Below are 26,093 nucleotides of genomic sequence, written 5' to 3' on the forward strand. Positions count from 1 at the left end.
TTTCTAGCCTCTGATCTGTTGGATGTAACGACCTGCAACCTGTCGTGCTGCAGCATCGATCTCTAGAACATGCTCAATACTGGTTGCCTTATCATTTTGCACGTGATTCAGCACATGCTCAACCACTTCCGGTATCGAAGTGAATTTTATTTTATGATTTAAAAATGCCTCAACTGCAATTTCATTGGCTGCATTAAGTATACATGGCGCCAAACCACCAGATCGCATCGCTTCTCTGGCAAGCGTTAAGGAAGGAAACTTTTGTGTATCAGGCTGTCTAAAATTCAACTGCGCGTGAGCAAAGACATCCAGAGCAGGGACATCTGTTGCTATACGCTCAGGCCACGCCAGTGCATGCGCAATTGGTGTACACATATCTGGATTCCCCATTTGCGCTAACGTAGAACCATCTACATATTGAACCATGGAGTGAATAATACTTTGTGGATGAACGACAACTGTAACAAAATGTTCAGAAATTGAAAACAAATGACAGGCTTCGATTAACTCAAGCCCTTTATTCATGAGTGTAGCGGAATCAACAGAAATTTTTTGTCCCATTGACCAGTTTGGATGTTTACATGCTTGTTGCGGAGTTACTTGTGATAACAAATCATCTGGATAATCCAGAAATGGCCCACCCGATGCAGTCAATAAAATTTGAGATACACCAAGCTGAGGAGATCCTGTTGGGGACAGACTCAAGTAATTATGTGGTAAAGACTGAAAAATCGCATTGTGTTCTGAATCGACAGGCAACAATAAGGCACGATGTTCGCGAGCAGCCTGCATCATGATATCACCAGACATCACCAGCGATTCTTTGTTTGCAAGCAATACACGCTTACCCGCCTTAACTGCTGCGAGTGTTGGCAGCAAACCCGCCGCACCTACAATGGCCGCCATCACAATGTCTACTTCCGGAGCAGAAGCCACACTGATCAAACCTTCAGATCCGACCCGAATCTCAATGTGTTCAAGTTGAGCATCGATAAAAAGCTGTTTAAGCTGAACAATTTTTTCAGCAGGAATCACCACAACTTGAGGATTTACCCGTTTGCATATCGCCAGTAGTTCATCAATTCGACTATATGCGGTAACGGCATACACTGAATATTGATCTGGATGCTGCTCTAAAACTCTTAAAGTGCTTTGTCCAATCGAACCAGTCACACCCAATATACAAACAGATTGTGTCATTTATAAATCTACACCAATGAGCTTCAATAGATAAATTCCTGCAGCAAAAACAGGAGCAGCAGCCAACAATGAATCAATTCGGTCGAGTACACCACCATGACCTGGCAAAATACGTCCTGAATCCTTGATTCCCGCTCGACGCTTAATCATGGATTCAAACAAATCACCTAAAACAGAGGCAAATACAGTCAATAAAGATAGAATCAGAAAAAGAATATGTTGTGCAAGGGATAGATCTAGATAAAAGAACTCAACCACAATAATCACGACAACCGTGATCACTACACCACCAATCAACCCCTCGATTGATTTATTTGGACTGACCGTTGGTGCAAGTTTTCGCTTACCAAATTTACGCCCAACAAAGTAAGCACCAGTATCTGCGCCCCAAACCAGAAGAAATAGATACATCAGCCACCACGGAGATGCTTTCCATACCTCAAAGATCGCAGTAACAGCAGCACTCACCAGAATTAGACCAAGTATATACAATGTCGCGTTGTACCAGCCATCGTACTCCGGATAAGATTTCACCCAGAAGCTACTCACCAACCATGTCAAAATGGATGCCGACCATAGTAAGAGTGCCACGTCATTATAAAATAACGCCAGCCCTGCAATCAGTGCAACTACAGCACCATAGCACCATGCTTTAGGCTTGACCACATGTGGTGTGGTTCTTGGCATAAGCTTGAACCACTCATAGCCTGCAACACCTGCCGCTAAGATCATCAATCCAAACATAGGATAATGCGATTGGGTAGCAAACATGCAGATCAGCACCACTGCCACTAACACCAACGCGGTTAGGATCCGCTCTAACATTATTAATTCTCAATTTTATCTTGTTGGATTTGCTCTGATGTTTTACCAAAACGGCGTTCACGGCCAGCAAAAACATCTAATGCGTGGTCGAACTCTTGAGTTGAAAACTCTGGCCACAATGTTTCTGTAAAGTAAAGCTCTGCGTAGGCAGCCTGCCAAAGCAAAAAGTTAGACAACCGATAATCGCCTCCAGTTCGAATCAATAAATCGACTGGTGGAAGCTCGTTCAGACTAACATACTGACCAAATAAGGAAGCGTCAATTTGTCCAATATCCAGATGACCCGCGTGTACATCACTGGCAATTTGTTTTGCCGCCTCTGCAATGTCCCACATCCCACCATAGCTCACAGCAATGGTTAGCGTCATGGAGCTAAAACTTGCTGTTTCTTGCTCTGCACTTCGCATAAGATCACGTAAATGAGGAGATAACCGCGAACGATCACCAATAAACTGCAACTGAATATTGAATTTACGCATGCGAGGCAATTGCTCATGAATCGCCTCCTCGAGAAGCTTCATCAGCAAATCGACTTCAATTTGCGGACGATTCCAATTTTCACTCGAAAAAGCAAAGACCGTTAAGGCCTGAATTCCTCTTGAACGGCAATGCTCAACGATCGGGTCTAAACTATTTTTACCCTCTCGATGACCATCTCCTTTTTGCATTTGATTTTTTTTGGCAAAACGGTTGTTGCCATCCATAATGATGGCAACATGTTTTGGAAGATGGTGCTCTTCTAATAAGGTCATAAAAACTTAGACCTTCATCAATTCTGCTTCTTTTGCTGCTAAACGCTTATCAACTTCAGCAACATATTTATCGGTAATTTTTTGAATATCATCACCTGCACGGCGCTCATCATCTTCAGAAATTTCTTTTTCTTTCAACAATGCTTTGATATCACCAAGTACATCACGACGAATATTACGGATCGCGACTTTGGCATTTTCAGCTTCTGTACGTGCAACTTTTTGCATGTCACGACGTGTTTCTTCAGTCAAAGCGGGTAACGGCACACGAATCGCGTCTGCAGTGATTGGGTTTAAACCCAAGTCACTTTCACGAATCGCTTTGTCAATTGCAGATACCATCGTACGTTCAAATGGCTGAACAATAAGCGTACGTGAATCTTCAACACCCACGTTTGCAACCTGATTAAGCGGCACATCTGAACCATAGTAAGGAACCATGACACCATTTAAAATTGATGGATGTGCACGACCTGTACGAACTTTTGCAAAACCTTGCTCTAGCGATTCTAGAGTTTTTTGCATACGCTGTTCGCTGTCTTGTTTGAGATCGTTAATCATATGATCTTCCTTACTTATTCATTCAAAAAGTGTAAAACTAAATTAGTGGGCTAGTATAAAGAGCTTTAAAGGCGCCGTCATCTGTTGGTGACGTGGGTTCCTTCTTTTTCACCCATGATAACCGACAATAATGCACCTGGCTTATTCATATCGAATACTTGTAACGGCACATTATGATCACGGCATAAGCAAATCGCAGTCAAATCCATTACACCGAGTTTTTCGTCAAGCACTTGATCAAAGCTCAATTGATCGTACTTAACAGCATCATCGTATTTACTTGGATCTTTATTATAAACACCATCAACTTTTGTGGCTTTTAAAATAAGATTAGCTTCAATCTCAATACCGCGCAAACATGCAGCTGTATCCGTTGTAAAAAATGGATTTCCGGTACCTGCTACAAATACACAGACTTCACCCTGACCCAAATAACGAATTGCATCACGACTTGAGTATGGTTCTACCACAGTACCAATCGACAAAGCAGACATCAAACGAGTTTTAATGTTACGGCGTACTAGTGCATCGCGCATCGCTAGACCATTCATGACCGTCGCCAGCATGCCCATTTGATCGCCAGTTACACGGCCTACCAAACCATCTTTTTGCAATTGACTGCCACGGTATAGGTTACCACCACCAACCACGATACCAACCTGCACACCCAAGCCGACCAAGTGTGCAATCGATAAAGACATTTGATCGAGCACTTGAGCATCGATTCCCATATCTTTATTGCCTGACAATGCTTCGCCCGACAGCTTTAACAAAATTCGTGAATAACGAGGACTGTTCGTATCAGCCATAATTATGCTCCAAAATGCGATGTTTAAATTGAATTCTGTTTGTTAACGCGCAACTAAGCTGCTTTGATCTTGATCAGCTTGGCATATAAGTCATATTCGTCAGCGTCGGTAATTTCCACTTCCAGCAACTGGCCAGGCTGAATCATGGACTTATCAATATCTTCGACAAATACGTTCCCATCGATTTCAGGTGCATCAGCATAAGAGCGAGCCACTGCTACTGGAAATTCATCTTCAAGATCATCCACCAAAACAGTCATGGTTTGACCGATACGCTTTTGCAATTTGGCAGCCGAAATTTCTTGCTGAACTTGCATAAAACGCTCGTAACGATCTTGCTTAATCTCTTCTGGAACATGATCTGGCAAATCGTTTGCTGTCGCACCTTCAACAGGTGAATAGGTAAAGCAACCTACGCGATCGAGCTGGGCCTCTTTAAGCCATTCTAATAAAATTTGGAAATCTTCTTCAGTTTCACCCGGGAAACCGACCACAAAGGTTGATCGAATGACGAGATCCGGGCATTTTTCACGCCATACTTTTAAACGCTCTAAAGTATTTTCACTATGGGCTGGTCGCTTCATCAATTTTAAGATGCGCGGACTGGCGTGCTGAAAAGGAATATCTAAATACGGCAAAATTTTGCTTTGAGCCATCAAATCAATTACGGCATCGACATGCGGATAGGGATAAACATAATGTAAGCGTACCCAGATACCCATCTGACCCAAGGCTTCACACATGTCGTAAAATTTGGTTTTTACAGGTTGACCGTTCCAGAAATCAAGCTTGTATTTGGTATCGACACCATAAGCAGACGTATCTTGTGAGATCACCAAAACTTCTTTAACGCCAGAACGCTTGAGCGCTGCGGCCTCTTCAAGCACCGATCCAACTGGACGCGATACTAAATCACCACGCATGCTTGGAATGATACAAAAGGTGCAACGATGATTACAGCCTTCTGAAATCTTCAAGTACGCATAATGCTTTGGTGTAAGACGAATACCTTGCTCTGGAACTAAATCGATAAACGGGTTATGTTTAGGCGGCGCAGGCACATACTCGTGTACCGCTTCCATCACATCTTGATACGCTGCTGCACCAGTGACTTTAAGCACATTTGGGTGCATTTGACGGATTTTGTCTTCGTCTTTACCCAAGCATCCTGTCACAATTACACGGCCATTTTCATTCATGGCTTCGCCAATCGCATCTAATGACTCTTGTACTGCAGATTCAATGAAACCACAGGTATTCACAACAACTAAATCTGCACCATCGTAATTCGATGCTACTTCATAACCTTCAGTACGCAACTGAGTTAAAATTCGTTCAGAATCTACCAATGCCTTAGGACAACCTAAAGATACAAAACCGACTTTGGGGGATTTCATGAATCTGCACTCCACTAGAATCCGCGTATTGTATGATGTTTCTGAAAAGAAAAACAGGTCGATTCATTAACGATTCATTAGCGCACCAAAATAATTCATAAAAATTTATATTTTCATCAAAATGCACCAATTAAATGCATAATTACAGATCATGACGCTAAGAATGTGTTAAAAAAATTCACTAATAGACCATGTAGCACATTTTTAACTCAAAAATATTGCTATTGCACTTTAATTGGCAAAGTTGGCGTGCATTTTGCTTCGGATATATCTCATAACAAGGACAGATATTTTTTAACAAGATGCCATTGCGCCATTTTAAAACAGGATACTTCCGCTAATGGATCACCAACCGACTATCGACTACCGACTTTTAGTGGACAATATGACCACTGCTATTTTATTGGTCGATAGCAATCTGAATGTGTTTTATTTGAACTCATCCTGTGAAGCACTATTCGACATCAGCCTATTAAGGGCTGCCGGTCAACCTGCCATTAACTTAATGCATGCACCTGATGATACCTTTAATACCTACGAGGCGCTTTTAAACACCCTGAATTCTGGGCAGCATTATACGCGGCGTGAGGCGGTAATTAATGTCAATTTCAAAGACATTCATGTCGACTACACCGTTTCACAGCTCAATACCGGCAAACCGTATCATCCATTGCTATTGATCGAGTTAAATCCGATTGATCGGATGCTGAAAATTTCTAAAGAAGAAAACTTTATTCAGCAACATCAAGTTGCACGGCAACTGATTCGTGGCGTTGCTCACGAAATCAAAAATCCGCTTGGTGGTATTCGCGGCGCAACTCAACTTCTGGCACGTAGTCTTAACGATCCGAAATACGAAGAGTTTACCGATATTATTATCAGCGAAGTGGATCGTCTTCGTAATCTGGCCGATACCATGCTGGGTTCGAGACAGCTACCAAGTTATGAAGACGTCAATGTGCACGAGCCTTTAGAGCGTGTGCGCTCACTAATAGTCAATCAAACCAAAAAGAAAATTAAGATTACGCGCGACTACGATCTCTCACTGCCAGATGTCAAAGCAGATCGCGATCAACTCATTCAAGTCATGCTGAATATTAGTGTAAATGCCATTCAAGCCATGACAGAAAATAAGGAATTTTTCGTTGAAGAAGCTCCACATTTATCTTTACGTACGCGTATTCAACGACTAGTGACCATTAATGGGGTATTAAATCGCTCAGCCATTCGAATTGATATAGAAGACAATGGCCCGGGTATTCCGCAAGATATTATTGAATCTGTATTTTACCCACTGGTTACTGGGCGCGCCAAAGGCACAGGACTGGGCTTGAGTATTGCTCAAAATATTATGCATCAACACAACGGGATGATTGAATGCCAATCTGTACCCGGAAAAACTGTATTTAGCTTATATCTACCTTGGGAGACAGACCATGTCGCGAAATAAAATATGGGTAATTGACGACGATCGCGCCATGCGCTGGGTCTTAGAGAAAACCTTTAAAGAAGAAGGTTTTGATGTCACCAGTTTTGAAGAAGCTCAGACTGCGCTTGACCAATTACTCGACGATGCACCGGATGTGATCTTAACCGATATCCGTATGCCAGGTATCGATGGCCTTACTTTTCTAGGTAAAGTCAAAAACAGCAATCCAGATTTACCTGTGATTATTATGACAGCGCATTCAGATCTTGAATCGGCTGTGTCTAGCTATCAAACGGGTGCTTTTGAATACTTACCTAAGCCATTTGATATCGATGAAGCTCTTGCACTGGTCAATCGTGCCATCTTGCATATCAATAAATTACAGCAACAAGAAGCCAGCAAGTCAGCATCGGTTGCTCAATCAACTGAAATCATTGGCGAATCGCCTGCCATGCAGGAAGTATTCAGAGCAATTGGGCGCCTTTCTCAGTCGCATATCACTGTGTTGATCAATGGCGAATCGGGAACCGGAAAAGAACTAGTTGCACATGCATTGCATAAGCATTCGCCACGTAGCAGCAAACCCTTTATTGCGCTCAACATGGCCGCCATTCCAAAGGACTTAATTGAAACCGAGTTGTTCGGTCATGAAAAAGGTGCTTTCACTGGTGCCAATACACAGCGTCAAGGCCGCTTTGAACAGGCCAATGGTGGTACGTTATTTTTAGATGAAATTGGCGATATGCCATTTGAAACGCAAACACGACTACTTCGCGTACTTGCAGATGGCGAGTTTTATCGTGTAGGTGGCCATATTCCAGTTAAGGTCGATGTACGTATTGTTGCAGCAACGCATCAAGATCTAGAAAAACTGGTGAATGAAGGACGCTTCCGTGAAGACTTGTATCATCGTTTAAACGTGATTCGTATTCATATTCCTAAGCTGGCCCACCGCAGCGAAGACATTCCAATGCTGGCGCAGCACTTTCTTGCCCGAGCTGGAAAAGAGCTTGGGGTGAGTCCAAAGATTTTGCGTACCGAAACAACTGACTATATGCAGCAACTACCATGGCCAGGTAATGTGCGTCAGCTCGAAAACACGTGCCGCTGGTTGACGGTCATGATTACTGGCCGAGAAGTTTATCCGGAAGATTTACCTTCTGAACTCAAACAAATCCCGATCCAGAAATCAGCAGATACAAATATTGCGACACCAAACTTTGATCGCATTTCTCTACATCACTGGGATGAGCTACTAGGCCAATGGGCGATTCAAAAGCTCAAAAATGGTGAGATGAAAATTTTGGATATTGCCACGCCAATGTTTGAAAGAACACTCATTAACGCGGCATTGCAACAAACTCGTGGTCGAAAACGCCATGCTGCTGAGTTACTTGGCTGGGGTCGAAACACTCTTACCCGAAAGCTTAAAGAGCTCGGTATTGCGGCTGAAGACGACGTAGAAGAAGAATCTGAAATCTAAATACTTTAAAGTGAGAGTCACATGTGGGCTCTCACTTTAAAAACCTCTCAACCCCTGCACCAGCCCCAAAAGCACAACATCAAACAATTTGTTATACTTAAATACACGATTAGTATTACCCTCCTTTTTTATGTCTAAACAGATGACACGACAAACCTGCCCGACAAAGTGCGATCTCCCCTTAACACGTCGGGGGCATGAGCGCTGGCTGGCTTTATTACTTAGTGCAACAGAACTGTTTCTTGAAAAAGGGTATGATGCGGTGTCTTTAGATGATGTCGTAAATCATGCAGGTGGATCGAAAGCCTCGATTTATAAATACTTTGGTAGTAAAGAAGGTTTGTTTACTGCGATTTGTGATTATCGTCGCGAACTTTTTTTCAAAAATATCTGTGCCTCTTACGACGCTCAACAGGATGATCTTCGTTCCTTTTTAACCAGCACCTTATATAACTTCTTTGCCAAAATTACCTGCACAGAAAATTCTGCTTTTATGCGTTTATTAATCGAGCAGTCACAGCGTAATCCAGATCTAGCCCTGTACTTGCACCAAAAAGGTCCAGAATATATTCAAAAATGCATTGCTGATGCACTGCAATATGCCGCAGAAAAAGGACAGATTGAGTGCAAAAAACCCTTAAATTCAGCCATGATGTACTTTGGTATCCTTCGAAATATTGAATGGAAGATTATTATGGGGGTTCCTTTAACGACCGATTGTGAGGACATTCACGAACACATCGATTATTGCGTTGATCTTTTTTTAAACGCGCACAAATTAAACTAATTTTTTTGCATTTTTTGTATCATATAGTATATTAATCGATTGTTTTTTTCGTTCACCAACCAGCAACTAATTGTTATAAAACAATTATTGTGGAGTAACCATGGCTCTACGGCACTTTCTTACTTTACGCGATCTTTCTTCTACTGAATTAAAGAATCTCCTTGATCGAGCAAGCGAACTAAAACGCCAGCAACACAATAATGAACTGTTTCAGCCATTTAAAGGTAAAGTGTTGGGAATGATTTTTGAGAAATCAAGCACACGAACTCGAATTTCATTTGAAGCAGGAATAGCTCAATTTGGTGGAAGTGCAATTTTTCTTTCACCACGTGATACACAACTAGGCCGTGGTGAACCGATCGAAGATTCTGCACGCGTTATTTCAAGCATGCTTGATATTGTCATGATTCGCACCTTTGGTCACGATGTTGTGCAGCGCTTTGCATCTTACTCTTCTGTACCTGTGATCAATGGTCTGACAGATGATCATCATCCATGTCAGTTACTTGCAGATCTTCAAACCTATCAAGAACATCGTGGAAGTATTCAAGGCAAAACCGTTGCATGGATTGGCGACGGCAATAACATGTGTAATTCATATATTGAAGCTGCGCACATGATGGGCTTTAAATTAAAGGTTGGTGCACCTAAAGGTTATGAACCAAAACCTGAATTTATGGCTGAATTTGCGCACTGTGTTGAAGTATTTAATAATGCTGAAGATGCGGCTGTAAATGCAGATTTGATCGTGACCGACGTGTGGGCCAGCATGGGACAAGAAGAAGAACAAAAGTTACGTGAAGCAGCTTTTGCCGCATTTCAAGTCAATGAAAAACTGATGGAACTTGCTCATCCAGATTGTCTATTTATGCATTGCCTACCGGCACATCGTGGTGAAGAAATTTCTGAACACATGCTCGATCATAAAAGCTCTGTGGTATGGGACGAAGCTGAAAACCGATTGCATGCACAAAAAGCATTGATGGAATTTTTATTGAATGAAAATTTAAAGCGATCTTAAGCATAAATTTTAAAAAAGCCTGATCTCCAATATCAGGCTTTTTTTTGCATAAAATTTAATTGAGCGCTATTTGGGTTGCAAAATAATCAGACTTGCACCAAGTAAAACCACTGCTCCACCCAATAGATCCCAACGCGTTAGAGCAACTTGATCTACAAACCTCAGCCACATGAGTGCCGTAAAAATATAGATTCCACCATAAGCCGCATAAATACGCCCTGAGGCTGCGGGATGCAACGTCAGCAACCAAACGAAAAGAGCCAAACTCAAGGCCGTTGGAATCCAGAGCCAAGCCGACTTACCCTCTTTTAAAATCAGATAAGGGAAATAACAACCAAGAATTTCTGCAACCGCAGTCACAAAAAACAACCCGAATACACTGAGTATTCGGGTTGCAGAGAAGTCTTCTAATAACATTTATGCAGGTTCTGCCGTTTGGTCCTCAAATACGGAAAGCTGTAATCCAACCTCTTTACCGTCTTCTTTTTTAACAGATACCGCAACGTTACCGCCATGATCGGCCAGTTCACCAAATAGAATCATTTCAGCCAGTGGCTTTTTCAAATGCTCTTGGATTAAACGCTGCATAGGACGTGCACCCATTAAGCGATCATACCCGTTGGCCGCGAGCCAGTCACGTGCAGACTGATCCACCTCAAGTACCACTCTCTTATCATCGAGTTGCGCTTGAAGCTCAGTAAGAAACTTATCTACTACTGACTCAATCACTGTTGTTGGTAATGCTTTAAACTGAATCACACCATCAAGACGGTTACGGAACTCTGGAGAGAATGCGCGCTTCATGGCCTCTTGGTTATCGTTGCTGTTGTCTTGCTCGGTAAAACCAATACTGTTGCGTGAAATACTTTCAGCACCAATATTCGTTGTGAGCACGATAATCACGTTTCTAAAATCAGATTTGCGTCCGTTGTTGTCGGTTAAAGAACCATGATCCATCACTTGAAGCAACAAATTAAAGACATCTGGATGCGCTTTTTCAATTTCATCGAGTAGCAATACACAGTGCGGATTTTTATGAATTGCATCTGTCAGTAAACCACCTTGATCATAACCGACATATCCAGGAGGCGCACCGATTAAACGAGATACCGCGTGACGCTCCATATACTCCGACATATCAAAGCGAACCAGTTCGACACCTAAAAGTTTTGCAAGCTGTTTGGTGACTTCGGTTTTACCCACCCCGGTTGGGCCAGCAAATACAAAATTACCGACAGGCTTATCTGGTGCTTTCAGACCTGCACGAGACAGTTTAATGGCAGAAGCAAGTGCAGTAATGGCTTCGTCTTGACCAAATACCACGCGTTTTAAATCGCGTTCCAGATATTCAAGCACTGCTTTGTCATCTTTCGATACCGTTTTAGGCGGAATTCGCGCAATTTTAGAAACAATATCTTCGATGTTCTCGACCGTAATCAAGCTGTCATCAAGTTCTGCTTTCAGACGGCGCTGCGCTCCGGCTTCATCAATCACATCGATTGCTTTATCTGGCAAGAAACGATCATTAATAAATTTCGAAGAAAGCTCTACGGCAGCAACTAAGGCCTTATCGTCATACTCCACATGATGAAAGTCTTCAAACTTCGTTTTTAGACCACGTAAAATATCAATCGTTTCTTGGATACTTGGCTCGTTTACATCGATTTTTTGGAAACGACGCGATAAAGCATGATCTTTTTCAAATACCTGACGATATTCTTGGAAAGTGGTCGAACCAATGCAACGCAGAGTTCCATTTGCTAACGCTGGTTTGATGAGATTCGAAGCATCCATGGTGCTGCCCATGCTTGAGCCAGCCCCGATAATCATGTGAATTTCATCGATAAACAAAATTGCATTTGGATTTTTCTTGAGTGCATTGAGTAGCTGTTTAAGGCGTTTTTCAAAATCACCACGGTACTTAGTACCCGCGACTAACGCACCGATATCAAGACTGTACACTTCAGCATTAGCTAGTGGCTTAGGTGCTTTACCATTTACAATTAGCCATGCCAATCCTTCTGCAATTGAGGTTTTACCCACACCCGGATCACCCACTAGAAGTGGATTATTTTTGCGACGACGACATAAGATTTGAGCCGTGCGTTCAATTTCTTTTTCGCGACCAATCAGCGGATCGGTTTTGCCTTTGAGCGCTTCATTGTTCAGATTAAGTGTAAATTGCTCTAGAGGGCCTGCATTAGACGAAGCTGAACTTTCACCTTCGATGTCTTCTACTTCTTCTTCAGACTGCGATTCATCTTTACGTGTACCGTGAGATAAATACTGAGTCAGGGTCAAACGATTAATTTGATGACGTTTGAGCAAATAAACCGCAAAGGAATCGCGCTCGGAATACATCGCAACCAGCACGTCGGCACCTTCGACTGTACGATCTCCACCGCTTGATTGCACATGGAAAATCGCGCGCTGCAAAATACGATCAAAACTTTCAGTGGGGTGCGGTGCTTGCTCGCTATTTTCCCCAAGTTTTGGTGTATGTTGCTCCACATATTCTTCTAGTTCTTTACGTAATGACACGATGTCTGCGCCACATGCTTTAAGTGCATTGACTGCTGAATCATTATCGAGCAAAGCCAGCAATAAGTGTTCTACAGTGAGAAACTCATGCCTTTTTTGACGAGCCATGCTTACAGCCAAACGTAAGGACACCTCTAATTGACGACTGAGCATACGACCCCCTTAATCTTTGGGCTCAATCTGACAAAGTAATGGATGACCTTGAGACCGAGCATAGTTATTAACTTGGTTTGCTTTCGTTTCCGCGATGTCTCTTGGATATACGCCAGCAACACCTTTTCCCTCATAATGTACTGTTAGCATTACTTGAGTGGCTTGGTCAAGATTCAATGCAAAGTATTGTTGTAAAATTTCAATTACAAAGTCCATTGGGGTGTAGTCATCGTTCATTAAAACGACAGCATAAAGGGGTGGACGCTTTAATTCTGGGGGAGCAGTCTTGACAGCAAGATCACCATCGGGCGCATCGGTTTGCGAATCACCCAAGCGTGGATTGATGTGCCAGTCAACATATCCTGTCTGATAAAAGGATGCTTTGACTTCATTTAAACTAATTTGGCGCTTGTATGTTCGCATAGACTCTTGTATTCACAATTAATTTGCATTTGCTTCAGCTTGTGGGATCTCGCCCACAAAGGCCGAAGATGACTCGACAGGTTTCCCTCGCTGCCAGCTAAACCGTTTAACTACTGGCGCGCCATTATCTGTAATTCGCACCTCAATAAATTGCGGTGTAAATCCATTAGGCATTGTCCAGCGTCCTGTTAAACGCTCATAATCATAAAAATTGAAGTTTTTGTCGTTCATTGGAACGACCAACACTTCAGTACCTTGAATCAAGCGCAATTCGATACTGCCGATCGCACGTTGTTTACCCGGACTCACCTGAACCAAATCTACCTGATATTCATAGGCATTTTCAGGCAAAGGTTTCACCGCAATATTTTGAATCGTCAGAGGCAATCCACCTCTCAAACGTAACACTTCACGATAAAATGCACTCATATTCATCATTTGTGCATTGTCATTTTTCGCTTGTGTTAATGCTTGATACAAATTATTGGCATTGTCTACTGCAACATCGCGCTCTTGCACCGCCGCATTCAGGCTCTTATTGACTGAATCAAGTGATGTTTTTTGCTTTTGAACCACATCCACCAGTTGAGCTGCATCGGCGTCGTAGCCAACAACAGTCAAGCCCTGGCGGTTACCTACTGTATACCCCAAGGTAAAGCTTCCTGCAATCAAAACAACTGCCGCAATCGCCAGAGGTAAGTTTGTTTTCAAAAATGGCTTTTTGGGTGATCGTTGATCAGACAAAGTCGCCACGTGTTCGGTGTCTTGCATCGCAATCTCGATTTAAAGATAGTGCCTGACACACATTTAAATCGAAATTTAAATGTGTGTGAAGTCTTAAGCTGTTTTTATGGCAGCAAACCAATCCCGTCCAGACCGGTTGCTTCATCGAAGTTGAACATTAAATTCATATTTTGTACTGCTTGGCCAGCAGCCCCTTTCACCAAATTATCTTGTACCGACAATATGATCAGTTTATTTGGCTGAGGCTTGTACAGCGCGATTCTAAGCTCATTCGAACCACGAACACTTCGGGTTTCTGGCGAGCTATTGGCTGGCATCACATCGACAAATCGTTCGTGTGCATAATACACTTCGTATAAAGATTGCAAATCACTGTTTGCACCTTCATCGGTCAGGTCGACGTAAATGGTGCTAAGCATGCCACGGATCATTGGCACCAAATGCGGTACAAACAAAAGCTGATCAAATACGCCAGTTTGCCCTGAGATATTTTCAAGCGCTTCCACAATTTCTGGATGATGACGATGCCCTGCAACTCCGTAAGCTTTGAAGTTATCTGCATTTTCAGTGTAAATCATGCCTAGGCTGGCTTTACGCCCTGCTCCAGAAACACCCGATTTGGCATCCACAATAATACTTGATGGCTTAATCAGGGCTACATCGGCTTGTAAAAGTGGCGCCAAACCTAACTGTACCGTAGTCGGATAACATCCAGGATTACCCACCACCTGCGCCGTCTTAATTTTTTCACGGTTTAATTCAGGTAAACCATAGACCGATGATTTTAAAACATCTGGACATTCGTGCTGTAGGCCATACCACTTTTCGAATTGCTCAAGATTTTGCAAACGAAAGTCAGCGGCAAGATCAATCACTTTTACGCCCGACTCAACCAATACTTTGGCATGCTTCATGGCTACACCATGCGGTGTCGCAAAAAAGACCACATCGCATTGTTTTAAAAGATCTTCATTGAGGTCGGAAAATTCAAGGTCAGTATGTCCTCGTAAACTTGGAAACATCTCTGAAACACGCTTTCCTGCCTCTGTACGTGACGTTAACACACGAACAGTTACCTGTGGATGACGAAGCAATAAGCGCAGCAATTCAACGCCCGTATAACCAGTTCCACCTACAATTCCGACAGAAATCACGTGTCTTACCTCAAAGTTCAACAGAATGTTGCCTAGTATGACAGGATGTACTGATTTTCAAAACTATTTATCGAACGCACTGTGATTTTTTATTGGAATGATTGAAGTGAATCCGTATTTATTACTGGCAATCCACCAACCAAATTACGTTATGCGCTGTACCACCAGTGTGGCAACTGCGTCTGTTTCAGGCGTTGTCGATGTTTTTGAAAGGCTTGGTCATGACGCTGTACTTCTGTCCAAAACTCGGGACCATGATTAAAATGACGCGTGTGTGCTAATTCGTGAATACACACATACCGCACAACAGCAATATCCATGAGCACCAAGCCAGCATGCAGCATGATATCTTTTTGAGCGGTGCAACTGCCCCATCGTGTTTTAGGTCGACGGATCGCGCATCCATTGAAAGAAAGTGTAGTCTCGCGGCTGATCTGCATTAAGTAGTCAGGCAAAACTTGTTTGGCGTAATTAAAGGTGGCCTCTTTTAAGGCGTATGCCCGATGGGCCGCGTTAATGAGTAATTGCTGGTTGTCGTGATCGAAATGATAGAGTTTGATCGCCTCATGCTCAACAATTCGATAGGTCGAATCATTAAAAAAAGTCAGGGCTTCAGATGAACTGGAAATAGCAGCATTTCGTTGCTGCATTTGCTGCTGCCACGTTTTTTCAAGCCATGTTTGTGATTGCGCTAAAAACGCTTGAATCTGTTTTTGAGTACAAAAGACGGGAACGGTGAGGCGCACCGCGTCTGGTCCAACACGTAAGCGCAAGCGTTTTGCCCTTACGTGTTTGACAATTTTGATCTCGGGAAGATCAGTCATCTTTAAGACGCTGTGCGCTCTTCAATGCCGTTATTTGTTGCAACAATTGCAATGGTTGCAGCATTTAGGGCAAAAATACCATTGGTCACCACACCTGGAATATCATTAATGGTTTTCTCAAGCTCAATCGCATTGAGGATATTCAGGTTGTATACATCCAAAATCACATTACCATTATCTGTGACTACACCTTCACGGTAAACAGGATCGCCGCCAAGACTCACCAGTTTACGCGCAACAGCAGAGCGCGCCATAGGGATCACTTCAACAGGCAACGGGAACTCACGACCCAACTGTTCAACCCATTTTGAATCATCTACGATACATACAAATTTCTTTGCAATTGATGCCACAATTTTTTCACGTGTGAGCGCGGCACCGCCACCTTTAATCATGTGCATGTGACGATCAATTTCGTCGGCACCATCGACATATGCGTCTAAACCGCCCACATGGTTCATGTCGAGCACTTCTATGCCCAATTCTTTTAGGCGTTTAGCTGTGGCTTCCGAGCTGGCAACCGCTGCTTCAAGCTGTAGTTCAGGTAAAAGTTCAATCAGAAAATTGACTGTACTTCCGGTTCCCACTCCTAAAATGCCCCCTTTAGGTAAGTGTTTTAAAGCAGCTTTCGCTGCTGCTTGTTTTTTCTCATCTTGGGTAGCATATAGACTCATGACATCACTCAACTTTTTTTCACCTTTTGCGCAATTTTAAAACGCAAATGTGCAGGGGTTTGTTACAATAAGCGGCTATTTTAAACTGTTACATGGAAAATTAACATGCTGTCTCGTTTGGTTCGACAAATTTTACAAGCAACGGTCTATGACGTTGCAATCGAAACTCCACTCGAAGCAGCGCCACGAATTAGTGAAAAACTAAACAACAATATTCGCTTTAAACGTGAAGACTTACAGCCCGTTTTTTCGTTTAAGTTACGAGGTGCCTATAACCGTATCAGCCAGTTACCCAAATCACAGCTTGAACGCGGTGTGATTACGGCTTCGGCAGGCAATCATGCACAAGGCGTGGCGCTATCTGGTCAAAAACTGGGAATTCGCGCCATTATCGTGATGCCAAAAACAACGCCAGACATTAAGGTTCAAGCGGTTAAACGTTTGGGTGGCGATGTGGTGTTGCATGGTGATTCGTTCGATGTTGCCAATAAATACGCCATTCAGCGTGCTCAAGATGAAGGCATGACGTTTATTCCTCCTTATGACGACGAGCTGGTCATGGCAGGTCAAGGAACGATTGGCAATGAAATTTTGCGCCAGTGGCGAGATGTCGAATATGTGTTTGTGGCTGTGGGCGGTGGCGGCCTGATTGCAGGTGTTGCGGCGTATTTAGGCGATGTAGCCCCCCATGTTAAAGTCATTCCAGTTGAATATGATGAATCTGCATGTTTGAAAGCGGCATTTGAACACAATGCGCGTGTGGTGCTTCCACAGGTGGGGCTGTTTGCAGATGGAACCGCAGTTGCACAAATTGGTGAAAAACCCTTTGAAGTGATTCAATTGCAAAAATCTGACAACTCTGGCCCAATCGTTGAGCGTGATGTGGTCTTGGTCAATACCGATGAAATATGTGCAGCCATTAAAGATACTTATGACGAGTGCCGCAGTATCGTTGAGCCATCAGGTGCAATGGCGCTGGCAGGCATCAAAAAATATATCGAGCAACATAATTTAAGTCATAAAAATATTGTCTCGATTGTTTGCGGCGCCAATATGAATTTTGACCGTCTGCGCTATATCGCAGAGCGTACCGAACTTGGTGAACGTAAAGAAGCAATTTTTGCGGTGAGCATTCCAGAGCAAAAAGGTGCATTTTTAAATTTCTGCCGCGCACTCCATGGTCGTAATATTACTGAGTTTAACTACCGTGCCAGTGACAGTGATGCCGCTCAGGTTTTTGTCGGCATTAGCTTAAAATCGGGTGAAAAAGAGCGTCATGACATTCATGAATTACTCAAAAGCCAATATGATGTGGATGATTTGTCTGACGATGAGGTGGCTAAACTCCATATTCGCTATTTAATTGGCGGTCATGCCAACATTGCTAACGAACGTCTATTTCGTGTTGAATTCCCTGAGCGCCCGGGTGCATTATTGACCTTCTTGGAACGTTTAGGTCCATCACATAATATCAGTCTGTTTCATTATCGAAACCACGGCGCAGCGGAAGGTCGCGTACTGGTTGGATTACAGGCAACTGATGTGCAGGAAAATCCTGACGTATTGATTCAGACGCTCGAACAAATCAATTATCCATACGAAGAAATTACTCACAATGCCGGCTATAAACGCTTTCTTAAATAAAGCGATCTAGCTATAAAAAAACCAGCCGTATGTGCTGGTTTTTTTATGACCGACTTCTATTCTCTGTTTCGTAACATTTATGTGCTTTAAACCCAAACAAAAACTACTACACTGATTTTTATGAAACTATAGCCGAAAAATAGCAATAAGGTTTTTTATATGGCGCAATTTGCAGTAATTGGACTGGGAAGTTTCGGTGCAACTGTTGCAACCGAACTGGTGAAGTTAAACCATGATGTGATTGGCATCGACTCCATCAAGCGAAATGTTGAAGATTTAAGTGATCAACTTACCCATGCAGTGATCGCCGATGCCAGTGACGAACATGTACTTGAAGAGTTGAACATTCAAAGTTGTGAAACAGTCGTTGTTGCAATTGGCGAAGACATCGAAGCCAGTATTTTATGTGTGCTGCATTTAAAAAATATGGGCGTGCCCAAAATTTGGGTAAAAGCCAAAACCAAAGCACACAGCATGATCTTGTCGCATTTACATGTCGATAAAATTATTCATCCCGAAGAGGATATGGGCGTCCGAATTGCTCAAGCATTGAACTACCCGATGGTCAGCCGCTATATGGCACTCGATGATGATCACTATATTGTCAAAGTTGAAATTCCTAAGCACTTAAATGGCATTCATCTTTTGGGGCTAATCAATGATATGAGTCATGTTAAAACGATTTTGCTCAAACGCGGCAAAGATATTATTTACGAACCTGACCCGACTTGCCCAGTGCAATCTAAGGATATCTTGATTGTTGAAGGACACATCGATCAACTTAAAAAACTTTCAGTACGGTTTTTGCCTCATGAAAAAACAAAAACTTAAGCAAAAATCATTTAATTTAAGTCCGCCCTCTCTACTGGCTCTAGGGTTCTTAAGCTTTATTATTATCGGTACTTTTTTACTTAAGCTGCCTGTAGCCAACAACGGCCACCTGAGCTGGATGGATGCCCTGTTTACCTCAACCTCGGCAGTGACCATTACCGGTCTGTCAGTCATTAACATCGGGCACGCATTAACCACTACGGGACAAATTATTTTACTGTTTTTGATCCAGATTGGTGGTTTAGGCTTCATGACCTTTGCCATCTTGGCCGCACTTAGTTTGGCGCCTCAATTGGGTCTTAAACAGCAAATCATGGCGCAAGATTCAATCGGCCATACCAGCTTGTCTAAAGTAACGTTTGTGGCACAAGCCGTGTTTATTTATACCCTTATTTTTGAGTTGATTGGCACCGTGATCTTGACTGTGGTCTGGACATCGCAATTTGGTTTTTTACACGCGCTGTACTACGCCATGTTTTATAGTGTTTCAGCTTTTAACAATGCGGGTTTTTCTTTATTTCCTAACAATCTAATCAACTTTTATGACCATTATATCGTCTGCCTCACCATCAGTTTTTTATATATTTTAGGCGGAATGGGTTTTTTGGTTTTAATGGATATCAAGCAGCACAAACGCTGGCGAAAACTCAGCCCTAATAGCAAAATTATTATTGTGAGTATTGGAGTACTTAATCTTGTTGGCTTTCTGATGATTTGGCTTTTGGAAGCCAATAATCCCCTCACTTTGTACAACATGAGTTTCGGCGAACAGGCAATTAATGCATGGTTTCAGGCAACCGTACCACGTTCTTCTGGCTTTAATACCATTGATATTGGCTCAATGACCAATAGCTCTACCTTACTGACCATGTTTATGATGTTTATTGGGGGTGGCTCACTCAGTACAGCAGGTGGTATTAAAGTCGGTACGGCAGTTATTTTACTTTTTAGCGTGATTGCCTTTTTAAAACGCCACGATGAAGTACGCATTTTTAATCATTCGATTTCTTATGAAAGTACATTTAAGGCTTTGGCTGTTGCCATTATTACTTTAATTCTGATTTTTGTCGGCTTTTTTACAATCTTAATTTTAGAGCCACATAAGAACTTTCTGGATCTATTTTTCGAAATTGTCTCTGCGGCATGTACGGTTGGTCTTTCGAGAGGCATTACCGGCGAACTCAACAACAGCAGTTTATTTGTATTGACTTTATTGATGTTTGCAGGACGTTTAGGCCCACTCACGCTGGCCTACCTGATTGCCACACCACGTAAAAGTCGCCTGAAACATCCAAATGCCGATATTCAAATCGGATAAAAAAGAGGAAGCATCATGCTTCCTCTTTTTATTCAAAATCAAATTAAAACCAATCTAGCAATGAAACGCCAAGACCGACATAAGTCGCACGGTGGTTATAATCAATCAGACTTTCACCATAACCGTTAAATAGTTGGAAATTGCCACGCAATTTGCCGGTAATTGGGAAAGCCCAGTCAAACTGCACGGCTCCATGCGATTTATCACCATCTTTTAAAGAATGACGCAACATTAACGAAAAGTCATTTTGTTTCCAGCGATAAAATGCCGTTAAGTCACCACGGCCCACATAATCTTCGATATCGGGATTATTGTCATCTTTAGCAGCTTCTTCAATGCGAATCCATGGACGCAACATTAAAGCAAAATTGTCGCGCTCAAAACCCACATTAAATATCACACGATTCCAGCTACGAGATAATGGATCAGAACGACCATTCGACTGATGATTCAGTGTGACACCAAGCAATCGGCCATCTAGACCAAATACCCGATAATTGGTACGAAACATCAAGCTCGCTTCAGGTTCGTAATTGGTTTCACGAAAAGGACGCGATTCTTCACCGTTAAAGACTTGCCAACGTGATGACTGAGTGTAGCCAAGCCATAAATCACCATTATTGCCAAAGATGTTTTCCCACGCTTTGGTTTTAAGCGATAACTGAAACTTCGACTCTAGCGACTTTAAGTTTTGATCTTGAGTAACGGTGTTATTTGGGTTAGGGCTTGATGGAAACTCATTTTTTTTGCTGGTCCAAAATACTGGAAGCAAATACACCGGTTTGTAGCCACGAATATTCCACGTTCCAAGCTTGGCTTTTTCAGACAACTCCCAGCGTTTATCCAACAAAGAAACCGTTGGATCGATCGGACCGGCATCTAAAGAAAATACATTCCCGACCTTTTCTTGAATTTTTTCAGGAAGAGTTTCTGGAGTTGACTTTTTTTCTGGAGCCAGAGGTGCGGCTGCCTGAGCCGCCAGCATGTTATTGGTATCGATAGGCGTTTTAAACAGCGCATCATAACAGGCTAAGCGGTCTGCATTTGAATCTAATCCAACACACGCCTTGGCGCTTGCTGGATTAGGCGATGCTTCTACTGTCGTAGAAGAAATCGCTTTGGGTGGAAATGTACTCTTTACATCTGCTGCATAGGCTGCCGACACCCCCAGACAACCCAATATGCTCAGCATACTGAGTTGTAACGGTGTTCGTTCAACAAAATTGAACGACATATACGCTCTCCGTTTTTCTTTTAGTTCACTTGTTTAACTTTAAAACCAAGCTGCTCAAGTTCCTGTCGTTTCGCTACCGGAGCCACCACTGCTTTGGTTGGTTTTTGCTGAATCAGATATTCGCGTGCCACGCGTTGCAAATCTTCTAATGTGACATGCAGTAAACGTGTGCGCAGGGTTTTTCTAAAAGCAGGTGTACGGCCATGAAGCAAGGCATAGCAAGCTGTAATTGCTTCGCCAGCAGGTGAGCCTGGTTTATCCATACTCGAGACCAGCCCCAAGATCGCCTCTTCCAGTTGATGTGCTTGCTGAGGTGTATTCAGCAACCACTCAATACTCGCCTCGAAGTCTTTAAAGGTCTCGGTTAGGCGTGGGTCCCGGTAGCTATAAAAACGAAATGCGCATGCATTACCGTCATAGCTTGCACCGCCACCATATGCACCACCTTTCTCTCGAATCGCACTGTGCAAGAAACCATTACGTAAGTAACCTGCAAGTACCATTAAAGGTGCTGCATCTGGGTGAGTAACCTCAACCGCTAGGTATGACGTTGCACAGAACTGTACGTTGGTTTGAATCAGCCAAGCTTCATCCTGATCATCATTCAAGTGCGTAAACTGTTCAACTTGCGCCACTTGCGTGTCTACATCAAGATGATCCCATACCGCCTGAATTTTCTCGACCAGCGTTTCAGAAAACTGCTCTTCACAGACCAGTAAAAACTGTTTTGGGGCTTGCAAAAGTGCAAGGTGAATCTGTTTTAATGCATCGATCAAGGCGGTATAGGCCTGCTCATCCTGTTCTATTTGGTCGACCAGATCGCTTAACCAGTTGAGTGCACCCAAGCCCGTATTATGATAATCACGTTGCGCTAATGCACTGGCATTACGTGATGCCACTTGCATTGCATAGCTATGGCCAGAGCCCGACAGACGTGATTTCCAGCGCGTTGCACGCTGTTGTAACAGCTCAACAATGCGATCTTTTTCATCAAAGCGCAGTTTTTCAAACGCAAGCTTGAGTAGCTCAATCGCATCATATTTTTCATTCAGTGATTTAGTGGTTAGAGTCAACCACGCACTGATTTTGCCTTTATCATCGACTTTACTACGTAATGAAGCGCCCATGCCTAGGCCACCGCTGACAGCGGTTTGCAATTGTTGCAACTCAAGATAATCGTAATCGCCAGCGCCTACCTCACCCATCAAAATAGACAGTAAATTAAAGTACGGCGATTGCACCACAGCGTCTGGAATTTGAATCAATACTTGTTGATAGTACAGACCGTTGGTTCCCGCATGATACAAATTGAGCGGATAATCATGTCGGTTGGAAATAATTTCTCTTAACTGGCCCTGCACTATATGCAAATCGGCAGGTACATCTTCTAATCCTACTTTTGGCAGTAAATCGAGATTATCAGGTGTATCTTGACGCTGTTTTAATGCTTCGGTTTCAGCCTGAATTCGAGCACGATCAGCATCAGTTAAAGTTTCACCCAAAGCCGCCAAACGTGCTTTTTCTTCTGCCTGTTCTTTGGCCGATTTTTCTGCATCGGGTATCAACGTCATTTGAACTCGATGCGGATTATCTAAAAGATGTGTCTGAATCAGATTTGACAGCCACATCGGATCTTTAAGCTCTTCTTTCACTTGCTCAATGGCACTGTCGACATCCCAAACGTGGATCGGGTCATTATGATGAATGGCACTGCTTAATCCATTTAAGATTAAGCTCAAACCATACGGCATGCCGTCACCATTGATTTCACGCTGATGTAATTCGATCTGATGTAAAATCGCATCGACCCAAGCCGGATCGATTGGTGCAGCAGCCACATCGCTTAAAATCTTGAGCACACCTGCTTTAAACTCTTCTGCGTGTTCCGGATTTGAACCCTGAACACCACAGTAAAAGGTCATTTCAAAATTTGAATCATCGACACCCATCAGTGGGCCTGTCGATTGCGCATAGCCACAGGTCTCAAGATAATGACGCAGTGGTGAAGCCGAGTTTTCAAGTAAAATGCCTTCGACCAAACGCAAACCTAATCGTAGTTTGATATCGCTTGCTTCAGGAAGTAACCACGCCAGTACATGATAGGTTTTATCTGATAAATCATCGCTATCGACCGCATAATGCTCGCTGACCTGAATAGGTGCTGCAAGACGCTTTTCAGGTTTTGAGTACAATGTCGTACCCTTTTGAAACTTCGCCAGTGCCAATTTTTCAAATTGCTCTTGTAACTCATAAGCACTTTGATTGCCAAAGGTCATAAATACGGCGTTACTCGGGTGATAATGCGATTTGTAAAATGACACCAGCTGGTCATAGGTCAAATCTGGAATGTCTTTAGGATCGCCACCAGAGTTGTAATGATAGGTTGTTTCAGGGAATAAATGATGCGCAAGCTGATGATATAACTGATCCGAAGGTGCACTCATCGCACCTTTCATCTCATTGAATACCACACCCTTGTAGACAGGTTCGTCATTTTCAAGCTCAACGCGAATTCCTTCTTGTGCGAAATCAAGCGGATTCAAATTCGCTGCAAACGCTGCATCGAGATAGACAGAAAGTAAGTTTTGAAAATCTTTTTTATTTTGAGTTGCAAATGGATAAGCAGTCCAGTCTGCTGACGTGAACGCATTCATAAAGGTATTGAGTGAACGGCGAATCATCAAAAAGAATGGATCACGCACCGGAAATTTTTCCGATCCACATAGTGCCGTGTGCTCTAAGATGTGCGCTGTACCTTTGGAATCCATAGGTTGCGTACGAAATGCAACCAGAAATACATTTTCATCGTGAGAGGTGGCCAAATGATAATGAACTGCTCCCGTCACCTTATGAGCATATTCAGAGACCAAAATATCTAAGGCCTCAACATGGTGTTGACGTACCAACTGAAACGCAGGATGGACAGTTTGATTAATGGTTCCAGTGACATCTACAGTCATGTGATCTCCTACTATTTTCAATTTCTAACGTGTTCCCATTATAGCCTTAGTTTTTACTGAAATTGATAGCTTTAATCCGACTCAAATACTAAGTTTTTTCAAAAAATGAATCTTTTTTATTAAATTCTCGATCTGATCAAGTCTTATTACGTTTATATCGATGCAAGAATACATGGATATCTAATATTCCCCTGATCTAAGCTGATCTTGTGTTGTTCATAGACGATGAATAGGTATTTCACGCCACAAACTACAGCTTGCGATCATGATCGTGTAAAATTTGGATTTTTAAATCGAGATGTGAACATACGCCATGGCAACAGTTGATCTTTTTGCAATTGGAAACGCGCTTATTGACCAAGAATTTAAAGTGTCGGATGAGTTTTTAGCTGATGTTGGTTTGCAAAAAGGCACCATGCAATTGACCGAGGGTGATACTCAGGCTGCGCTTTACGAAAAACTTTTGGCATCACAAGAATATAAAGGTCAAGCCAGTGGCGGTTCGGCTGCCAATACCGCAGTGGCATTTAGTGCCTTGGGTGGACGGGCTTTTTATGGTTGTCGCGTTGGTCATGATGAGTTGGGCTCGATTTACCTCCAAGGATTAAACGATGCGGATATCGTCACCTCGGAAAAATCTCTCACGGAAGGTGTAACGGGAACGTGCATGGTACTCATTAGCCCAGATACTGAGCGCACTATGCATACTTATCTCGGTATTACCACCGCACTTTCAGTCGATCAAATTGACTTTGAGCCTTTAAAAAGCGCGAAGTGGTTATATATCGAAGGCTATTTATCGACTAGTCCAAGTGCGCGTCAAGCTGTCATGCACGCCCGTGAGATTGCCAAAGCACATGGCGTTAAAGTTGCGTTGTCGTTATCTGATCCAGCAATGGTGCAATATGCACGTGAAGGGCTTGATGAAATGATTGCAGATGGTGTGGATTTATTATTTTGTAATGAACAAGAAGCACTGATGTATACCGCTACAGAAACGCTTGAAGCTGCATTTCAGGTCTTAAAAGCCAAAAATCATACTGTTGTCATTACACAAAGTGCAAAAGGTGCAACTGTATCGACACCATCTCAACATTTTCATCTCGATGGCCGTCGTGTTACTGCAATCGATGCCAATGGTGCTGGTGATGCATTTGCAGGTGCCTTCTTATTTGCATTAAATCATGGCATGTCTTTTGAAGATGCGGCGCAGTTGTCTATTCTGATTTCAAGTGAAGTGGTTTCACAATATGGCCCACGTTTGGACGTCACAACTTATGCTACACTTTTGACAAACTTTCAAACTGAATGTGCTTGATATATGGAAAA

At 42.8% G+C, this 26,093-nt stretch carries 23 protein-coding genes; 8 read left to right on the forward strand and 15 right to left on the reverse strand.

Going from position 1 to position 26,093, the window contains the following annotated elements; all coding sequences use genetic code 11:
• Positions 1 to 3 precede the first annotated feature (3 nt).
• The 6 genes from ispC to rimO all read right to left on the reverse strand — a co-directional run bounded on the left by ispC (position 4) and on the right by rimO (position 5,544).
• Positions 4 to 1,200: a 1-deoxy-D-xylulose-5-phosphate reductoisomerase gene (gene ispC, locus Aso01_RS09865; protein WP_004936795.1), complete on the reverse strand. Its 1,197-nt coding sequence runs from the start codon at positions 1,198 to 1,200 to the stop codon at positions 4 to 6.
• On the reverse strand, positions 1,201 to 2,025 hold the full coding sequence (locus Aso01_RS09870) for a phosphatidate cytidylyltransferase (RefSeq protein ID WP_004936791.1): 825 nt from the start codon (positions 2,023 to 2,025) through the stop codon (positions 1,201 to 1,203).
• 2 nt (positions 2,026 to 2,027) lie between these two features.
• The gene (gene uppS, locus Aso01_RS09875) at positions 2,028 to 2,777 is read right to left on the reverse strand and encodes a polyprenyl diphosphate synthase (protein ID WP_004936789.1); all 750 of its coding nucleotides are present in this window, start codon (positions 2,775 to 2,777) and stop codon (positions 2,028 to 2,030) included.
• 6 nt (positions 2,778 to 2,783) lie between these two features.
• Positions 2,784 to 3,338 carry a ribosome recycling factor gene (gene frr / locus Aso01_RS09880; RefSeq protein ID WP_004936784.1) on the reverse strand — a complete coding sequence of 185 codons (555 nt, stop codon included), beginning with the start codon at positions 3,336 to 3,338 and terminating at the stop codon, positions 2,784 to 2,786.
• A 77-nt stretch (positions 3,339 to 3,415) separates the two neighbouring features.
• Positions 3,416 to 4,147, reverse strand: coding sequence for a UMP kinase (pyrH, locus tag Aso01_RS09885; protein WP_004936781.1), 732 nt, complete (start codon positions 4,145 to 4,147; stop codon positions 3,416 to 3,418).
• 53 nt (positions 4,148 to 4,200) lie between these two features.
• Positions 4,201 to 5,544, reverse strand: a complete 1,344-nt coding sequence (gene rimO, locus Aso01_RS09890) for a 30S ribosomal protein S12 methylthiotransferase RimO (protein ID WP_004936780.1) — start codon at positions 5,542 to 5,544, stop codon at positions 4,201 to 4,203.
• A 340-nt stretch (positions 5,545 to 5,884) separates the two neighbouring features.
• On the opposite strand from rimO, the gene glnL reads away from it, so the two are divergent.
• From glnL to argF, 4 genes are all read left to right on the forward strand, one after another.
• Entirely contained in the window at positions 5,885 to 6,994 is a 1,110-nt protein-coding gene (gene glnL, locus Aso01_RS09895; protein WP_004936777.1) for a nitrogen regulation protein NR(II), read from the forward strand.
• Complete coding sequence (gene glnG, locus Aso01_RS09900) at positions 6,981 to 8,456, forward strand: nitrogen regulation protein NR(I) (RefSeq protein WP_004936774.1); 1,476 nt, start codon at positions 6,981 to 6,983, stop codon at positions 8,454 to 8,456. Before glnL ends, glnG begins: the two co-directional genes overlap by 14 nt.
• Before the next feature lie 130 nt (positions 8,457 to 8,586).
• Positions 8,587 to 9,243, forward strand: coding sequence for a TetR/AcrR family transcriptional regulator (locus Aso01_RS09905; RefSeq protein WP_004936770.1), 657 nt, complete (start codon positions 8,587 to 8,589; stop codon positions 9,241 to 9,243).
• A gap of 100 nt (positions 9,244 to 9,343) precedes the next feature.
• Positions 9,344 to 10,264, forward strand: coding sequence for an ornithine carbamoyltransferase (argF, locus tag Aso01_RS09910; RefSeq protein ID WP_004936766.1), 921 nt, complete (start codon positions 9,344 to 9,346; stop codon positions 10,262 to 10,264).
• Positions 10,265 to 10,330: 66 nt separating this feature from the next.
• Here the strand turns inward: argF and Aso01_RS09915 are convergent, their stop codons facing one another.
• The 7 genes from Aso01_RS09915 to rpiA all read right to left on the reverse strand — a co-directional run bounded on the left by Aso01_RS09915 (position 10,331) and on the right by rpiA (position 16,777).
• Positions 10,331 to 10,681 carry a YnfA family protein gene (locus Aso01_RS09915; RefSeq protein WP_004936763.1) on the reverse strand — a complete coding sequence of 117 codons (351 nt, stop codon included), beginning with the start codon at positions 10,679 to 10,681 and terminating at the stop codon, positions 10,331 to 10,333.
• On the reverse strand, positions 10,682 to 12,958 hold the full coding sequence (clpA, locus tag Aso01_RS09920; RefSeq protein WP_004936759.1) for an ATP-dependent Clp protease ATP-binding subunit ClpA: 2,277 nt from the start codon (positions 12,956 to 12,958) through the stop codon (positions 10,682 to 10,684).
• Between the two features lie 9 nt (positions 12,959 to 12,967).
• The gene (gene clpS, locus Aso01_RS09925; RefSeq protein WP_004936756.1) at positions 12,968 to 13,381 is read right to left on the reverse strand and encodes an ATP-dependent Clp protease adapter ClpS; all 414 of its coding nucleotides are present in this window, start codon (positions 13,379 to 13,381) and stop codon (positions 12,968 to 12,970) included.
• 18 nt (positions 13,382 to 13,399) lie between these two features.
• Positions 13,400 to 14,152: a DUF6776 family protein gene (locus Aso01_RS09930; protein WP_004936753.1), complete on the reverse strand. Its 753-nt coding sequence runs from the start codon at positions 14,150 to 14,152 to the stop codon at positions 13,400 to 13,402.
• A gap of 77 nt (positions 14,153 to 14,229) precedes the next feature.
• Positions 14,230 to 15,279: an N-acetyl-gamma-glutamyl-phosphate reductase gene (gene argC / locus Aso01_RS09935; protein ID WP_004936749.1), complete on the reverse strand. Its 1,050-nt coding sequence runs from the start codon at positions 15,277 to 15,279 to the stop codon at positions 14,230 to 14,232.
• A 149-nt stretch (positions 15,280 to 15,428) separates the two neighbouring features.
• Positions 15,429 to 16,103 carry a YgjP family zinc-dependent metalloprotease gene (locus Aso01_RS09940; protein ID WP_004936746.1) on the reverse strand — a complete coding sequence of 225 codons (675 nt, stop codon included), beginning with the start codon at positions 16,101 to 16,103 and terminating at the stop codon, positions 15,429 to 15,431.
• 2 nt (positions 16,104 to 16,105) lie between these two features.
• Positions 16,106 to 16,777: a ribose-5-phosphate isomerase RpiA gene (rpiA, locus tag Aso01_RS09945; RefSeq protein WP_004936744.1), complete on the reverse strand. Its 672-nt coding sequence runs from the start codon at positions 16,775 to 16,777 to the stop codon at positions 16,106 to 16,108.
• A 105-nt stretch (positions 16,778 to 16,882) separates the two neighbouring features.
• Between rpiA and ilvA the strand changes: the two genes are divergently transcribed.
• The 3 genes from ilvA to Aso01_RS09960 all read left to right on the forward strand — a co-directional run bounded on the left by ilvA (position 16,883) and on the right by Aso01_RS09960 (position 20,570).
• Complete coding sequence (gene ilvA / locus Aso01_RS09950; RefSeq protein ID WP_004936741.1) at positions 16,883 to 18,421, forward strand: threonine ammonia-lyase, biosynthetic; 1,539 nt, start codon at positions 16,883 to 16,885, stop codon at positions 18,419 to 18,421.
• A gap of 159 nt (positions 18,422 to 18,580) precedes the next feature.
• A complete protein-coding gene (locus Aso01_RS09955) occupies positions 18,581 to 19,252 on the forward strand; it encodes a potassium channel family protein (protein ID WP_004936738.1) in 672 nt (223 codons plus the stop codon).
• On the forward strand, positions 19,233 to 20,570 hold the full coding sequence (locus Aso01_RS09960) for a TrkH family potassium uptake protein (protein ID WP_004936733.1): 1,338 nt from the start codon (positions 19,233 to 19,235) through the stop codon (positions 20,568 to 20,570). The genes Aso01_RS09955 and Aso01_RS09960 overlap by 20 nt, the downstream gene beginning before the upstream one ends.
• A gap of 43 nt (positions 20,571 to 20,613) precedes the next feature.
• On the opposite strand, the gene Aso01_RS09965 is transcribed toward Aso01_RS09960, so the two are convergent.
• Both Aso01_RS09965 and Aso01_RS09970 read right to left on the reverse strand, forming a co-directional pair.
• Positions 20,614 to 21,804, reverse strand: a complete 1,191-nt coding sequence (locus Aso01_RS09965; protein WP_004936732.1) for a phospholipase A — start codon at positions 21,802 to 21,804, stop codon at positions 20,614 to 20,616.
• Positions 21,805 to 21,824: 20 nt separating this feature from the next.
• A complete protein-coding gene (locus tag Aso01_RS09970) occupies positions 21,825 to 24,764 on the reverse strand; it encodes an insulinase family protein (RefSeq protein ID WP_004936727.1) in 2,940 nt (979 codons plus the stop codon).
• A gap of 313 nt (positions 24,765 to 25,077) precedes the next feature.
• Here Aso01_RS09970 and Aso01_RS09975 point away from each other — a divergent pair, with 313 nt between their 5' ends.
• The gene (locus Aso01_RS09975) at positions 25,078 to 26,082 is read left to right on the forward strand and encodes an adenosine kinase (protein WP_004936726.1); all 1,005 of its coding nucleotides are present in this window, start codon (positions 25,078 to 25,080) and stop codon (positions 26,080 to 26,082) included.
• Positions 26,083 to 26,093: the final 11 nt, after the last annotated feature.

This window comes from Acinetobacter soli (assembly GCF_000760595.1).
In the GTDB taxonomy this organism is placed as follows: Bacteria; Pseudomonadota; Gammaproteobacteria; order Pseudomonadales; family Moraxellaceae; genus Acinetobacter; species Acinetobacter soli.

What these genes read in the sequence shown, in the direction of transcription:
- ispC (WP_004936795.1), bottom strand. Translation starts at nt 1,200, where the DNA reads ATGACACAATCTGTTTGTATATTGGGTGTGACTGGTTCGATTGGACAA.
- Aso01_RS09870 (WP_004936791.1), bottom strand. Translation starts at nt 2,025, where the DNA reads ATGTTAGAGCGGATCCTAACCGCGTTGGTGTTAGTGGCAGTGGTGCTG.
- uppS (WP_004936789.1), bottom strand. Translation starts at nt 2,777, where the DNA reads ATGACCTTATTAGAAGAGCACCATCTTCCAAAACATGTTGCCATCATT.
- frr (WP_004936784.1), bottom strand. Translation starts at nt 3,338, where the DNA reads ATGATTAACGATCTCAAACAAGACAGCGAACAGCGTATGCAAAAAACT.
- pyrH (WP_004936781.1), bottom strand. Translation starts at nt 4,147, where the DNA reads ATGGCTGATACGAACAGTCCTCGTTATTCACGAATTTTGTTAAAGCTG.
- rimO (WP_004936780.1), bottom strand. Translation starts at nt 5,544, where the DNA reads ATGAAATCCCCCAAAGTCGGTTTTGTATCTTTAGGTTGTCCTAAGGCA.
- glnL (WP_004936777.1), top strand. Translation starts at nt 5,885, where the DNA reads ATGGATCACCAACCGACTATCGACTACCGACTTTTAGTGGACAATATG.
- glnG (WP_004936774.1), top strand. Translation starts at nt 6,981, where the DNA reads ATGTCGCGAAATAAAATATGGGTAATTGACGACGATCGCGCCATGCGC.
- Aso01_RS09905 (WP_004936770.1), top strand. Translation starts at nt 8,587, where the DNA reads ATGTCTAAACAGATGACACGACAAACCTGCCCGACAAAGTGCGATCTC.
- argF (WP_004936766.1), top strand. Translation starts at nt 9,344, where the DNA reads ATGGCTCTACGGCACTTTCTTACTTTACGCGATCTTTCTTCTACTGAA.
- Aso01_RS09915 (WP_004936763.1), bottom strand. Translation starts at nt 10,681, where the DNA reads ATGTTATTAGAAGACTTCTCTGCAACCCGAATACTCAGTGTATTCGGG.
- clpA (WP_004936759.1), bottom strand. Translation starts at nt 12,958, where the DNA reads ATGCTCAGTCGTCAATTAGAGGTGTCCTTACGTTTGGCTGTAAGCATG.
- clpS (WP_004936756.1), bottom strand. Translation starts at nt 13,381, where the DNA reads ATGCGAACATACAAGCGCCAAATTAGTTTAAATGAAGTCAAAGCATCC.
- Aso01_RS09930 (WP_004936753.1), bottom strand. Translation starts at nt 14,152, where the DNA reads ATGCAAGACACCGAACACGTGGCGACTTTGTCTGATCAACGATCACCC.
- Aso01_RS09940 (WP_004936746.1), bottom strand. Translation starts at nt 16,103, where the DNA reads ATGACTGATCTTCCCGAGATCAAAATTGTCAAACACGTAAGGGCAAAA.
- rpiA (WP_004936744.1), bottom strand. Translation starts at nt 16,777, where the DNA reads ATGAGTCTATATGCTACCCAAGATGAGAAAAAACAAGCAGCAGCGAAA.
- ilvA (WP_004936741.1), top strand. Translation starts at nt 16,883, where the DNA reads ATGCTGTCTCGTTTGGTTCGACAAATTTTACAAGCAACGGTCTATGAC.
- Aso01_RS09955 (WP_004936738.1), top strand. Translation starts at nt 18,581, where the DNA reads ATGGCGCAATTTGCAGTAATTGGACTGGGAAGTTTCGGTGCAACTGTT.
- Aso01_RS09960 (WP_004936733.1), top strand. Translation starts at nt 19,233, where the DNA reads ATGAAAAAACAAAAACTTAAGCAAAAATCATTTAATTTAAGTCCGCCC.
- Aso01_RS09965 (WP_004936732.1), bottom strand. Translation starts at nt 21,804, where the DNA reads ATGTCGTTCAATTTTGTTGAACGAACACCGTTACAACTCAGTATGCTG.
- Aso01_RS09970 (WP_004936727.1), bottom strand. Translation starts at nt 24,764, where the DNA reads ATGACTGTAGATGTCACTGGAACCATTAATCAAACTGTCCATCCTGCG.
- Aso01_RS09975 (WP_004936726.1), top strand. Translation starts at nt 25,078, where the DNA reads ATGGCAACAGTTGATCTTTTTGCAATTGGAAACGCGCTTATTGACCAA.